The sequence below is a fragment of the Bradyrhizobium sp. genome (assembly GCF_016462955.1).
GTDB lineage: Bacteria > Pseudomonadota > Alphaproteobacteria > Rhizobiales > Xanthobacteraceae > Bradyrhizobium.
In genome coordinates this window covers 1-3,041 of sequence record NZ_JAEMSD010000668.1, presented here as the reverse complement: position 1 = coordinate 3,041, position 3,041 = coordinate 1, and the positions used below count along the sequence as shown (strand labels likewise).

2 protein-coding genes and 1 pseudogene are annotated in these 3,041 nt (G+C 69.4%); 1 reads left to right on the top strand and 2 read right to left on the bottom strand.

Going from position 1 to position 3,041, the window contains the following annotated elements; translation table 11 throughout:
- Positions 1-189: 189 nt before the first annotated feature.
- On the top strand, positions 190-1,218 hold the full coding sequence (locus JHD07_RS36560; protein ID WP_291631029.1) for a putative FMN-dependent luciferase-like monooxygenase: 1,029 nt from the start codon (positions 190-192) through the stop codon (positions 1,216-1,218).
- Between the two features lie 20 nt (positions 1,219-1,238).
- Here the strand turns inward: JHD07_RS36560 and JHD07_RS36555 are convergent, their stop codons facing one another.
- Both JHD07_RS36555 and JHD07_RS36550 read right to left on the bottom strand, forming a co-directional pair.
- Positions 1,239-2,753, bottom strand: coding sequence for an ATP-binding protein (locus JHD07_RS36555; RefSeq protein ID WP_291631027.1), 1,515 nt, complete (start codon positions 2,751-2,753; stop codon positions 1,239-1,241).
- 104 nt (positions 2,754-2,857) lie between these two features.
- Positions 2,858-3,041 (bottom strand): annotated as a pseudogene (locus JHD07_RS36550) (YkgJ family cysteine cluster protein); the annotation flags it as partial.

Below are 3,041 nucleotides of genomic sequence, written 5' to 3'. Positions count from 1 at the left end.
GTCAAAGAGGGCGGGCGGGCCTGAGCGTCGCAGCCGCGAGGGAGGGAGCGCGACGCTCATCGATGCGAGCCCGCCATTCCCGGATACGCGGGAAGGGGCGAACCCGCGAGCGAACCTGGCACCATGCCCGCTTGTCTGGAACCGCGGCAACCGACATCATCAGGCTGTGACTATCCTCGCAGGGGTCATATGAAACGCTTTGCGAACCTGAAGCGCCTGGGCTTCTTCACACGGCTGCTCGACGAGGCCTCGGCCGCCGAGCGGTATCGCATCGCCGCCGAGCAGATCGTCCACGCGGAACAGGCGGGGCTCGATTCCGCGTGGATCGCGCAGCATCATTTCCACGAGCGCGAGGGCGGACTGCCGTCGCCCTTCACCTTCCTCGGCTACGTCGCCGCACAAACCTCGCGCATCCGCCTCGGCACCGGCATCGTGACCTTGCCGCTAGAGAATGCGGTGCGGGTGGCGGAGGACGCCGCGGTGCTCGATCTCCTCTGCAACGGCCGCTTCGAGCTCGGCGTCGGCACCGGCGGCAATCCATCGGCATTCGCCGCTTTCGGCCTCGACAGCGCCCGGCGCAACGAGGTCTTCGCCCGCAATCTCGACATCGTCCGCCAGGCCCTGACCGGCAAGCCGCTTCATGGTGGCGACACGCTCTATCCGCAGCGGCCGCAGCTGGACAAGCGCATCTGGCAGGCTACGTTCTCGGTCGCCGGCGGCGTCCGCGCCGGCGAGGCCGGCGATGGTCTGTTGCTCTCGCGCACCCAGCCGCGAACCAAGGAGGCGCCGAACGCGTCGCTCGCCGAGATCCAGTATCCGATCATCGATGCCTATCTCGCAGCGCTGCCGCCGGGCTGCGAGCCGCGCATCATGGCCTCGCGCAGCGTCTTCGTCGCCGACGACCGTGGTGATGCGCTGCGCTTTGCAGACATAGGATTGCGCCGGGCGCGACCGCAGTTCCTCAAGGGCGGCCACGCCGATCCGGGCGAGGCGCTGGAGGCGATGATCGCGGCGTTCGACACCCATGTCGGTGATGCCGGCGACGTCATCGCCTCGCTCGCCTCGGATACCACGCTGGACCGGGTGACGGATCTCGTGTTCCAGGTGCATTCGGTCGACCCGCCGCACCCGCATGTCCTGCGTTCGATCGATCTCGTTGCGGGGACGGTCGCGCCGGCGCTGGGCTGGACACGCGCTGCGACCGTCTCGCCGCGATGAGGCGTTCCTGATACCGCAGCTCAGAGCGACGCTGCGCGTAGTGCGGGCTCCGCCGCCAAATCGTCGCCATGGGGATCGCCCGGCGCGGTGGCCCAGGCGAGCTCCACCAGCGTCACGATCCGGCGGCCGGCGCCGTCGAGCTGGACCACGATCAGGCCCTGCTCCTCCATATAGCTCAGCAGCCGCTGCGCCCGGCGCAGCGAATGCGAGCCATAGGCGCGCGCGATCGCGGCATCGCCGGGGCAGGGCCAGCCTTCCTTCGCGGCGCGCGCGATCATCATGAACACGCCCTGCATGTCGTCGGGCAGGATCGAGGCGCGCAGCGACACGTCCTGCCAGGCGTCGTCGTCGGTGAGATCGGCGCCAAGCCCGGCGCGCGCATGGGTCAGCATGCGGCGGAATTCGTTGAGATCGGGCACGGCCGCGCCGAGCCCCTCGATGCGGCAGCGGACCACGAACTCCTGATAGAGCACGCCGATGGCGCGGAAGCCGGCATCGGGCTCAGCCATCACGGCGCGTAACGTGCGATCCACGCGCTCGCGCCGTTCGGCGAGCTCCTCGGCGCTGACGGGAATCTCGACCGCTTCTGGCCGGATCTCCGGGGCCGCGGCGGCCTTCGCCGCGCGAAGCTGCTCCAGCAGATCCGGTGCCGGCCGTCGCTGCGGCCGGCTGGCATCCGGCGGCGGCGCCGCCAGGATCACGGCGCGCGCATCCTCCAGCATCGCCTCCGGCAACGGCATCAGCCGCGGCGTCGAGTTGCGCGGTGAGGTCTCGGTCGGGCCGATGTTCAGACGCAAGGGGCGGCGCGACAGCGCAGGTCCCAGCGCCATGAACTGGCCGCGCTCGAGATCGCGAAAGGCTTCGGCCTGCCGCCGCTCCATGCCGAGCAGGTCTGCGGCGCGCGCCATGTCGATGTCGAGGAAGGTGCGGCCCATCAGGAAGTTGGAGGCTTCCGCCGCGACGTTCTTGGCGAGCTTGGCCAAACGTTGCGTCGCGATGATGCCGGCGAGCCCGCGCTTGCGGCCGCGGCACATCAAATTTGTCATGGCGCCGAGCGAGAGCTTTCGCGCCTCGTCCGAGACTTCGCCGGCCACCGCAGGCGCAAACAGCTGCGCCTCGTCGACGACCACCAGCATCGGGTACCAATGGTCGCGGTCGACGTCGAACATCCCGCCGAGGAACGCGGCGGCCCTGCGCATCTGGTTCTCGGCATCCAAGCCTTCGTGATTGAGCACGGTAGAGACGCGATGCAGCCGCGCGCGCTCCCCGGCGACCTGAAGGCCGCGCTCGGTGTGGTCCTCGGCCTCGATCACGAGATGGCCGAAGCGCTCGGCCAGCGTGACGAAGTCGCCCTCGGGGTCGATGATGGCCTGCTGCACCCAGGGCGCGCTCTGCTCCAGCAGCCGCCGCAGCAGATGCGACTTGCCGGAGCCCGAATTGCCCTGCACCAGGAGGCGGGTCGCCAATAGTTCCTCGAGGTCCATGGCGGCCGCGGCGCCTGCCGTGGTCTGCCCCATCTCGATCGCAACCGTCATGTCCCCGACTCAAGTCCCGTCATTCGCGGACAGGGGCTTATCAATCCAGCCGGGGCGCGTCGAGCGGTGCGGGGTGAGTCATGCCGCGTTGCCCACGGCAGCGTTCAGGCGTGGCCGGACAACCGGAGGAGTGCGGGCCGGTACGGGGGCTGCGGATCGTCGTCCTCGTTCGCTGGAATCGCGCACGAGCCGAGTTCCTGCCTGATCCGCTCGATCTCGGCGATGCGCTCGTGAAGCCGCTGCAAATGCTCGGGCGATGTCGCCCGCCAGAACCGGAAGGTATCCGCC

Coding starts and splice junctions, on each gene's coding strand:
- JHD07_RS36555 (WP_291631027.1), bottom strand. CDS start 2,753: ATGACGGTTGCGATCGAGATGGGGCAGACCACGGCAGGCGCCGCGGCC.
- JHD07_RS36560 (WP_291631029.1), top strand. CDS start 190: ATGAAACGCTTTGCGAACCTGAAGCGCCTGGGCTTCTTCACACGGCTG.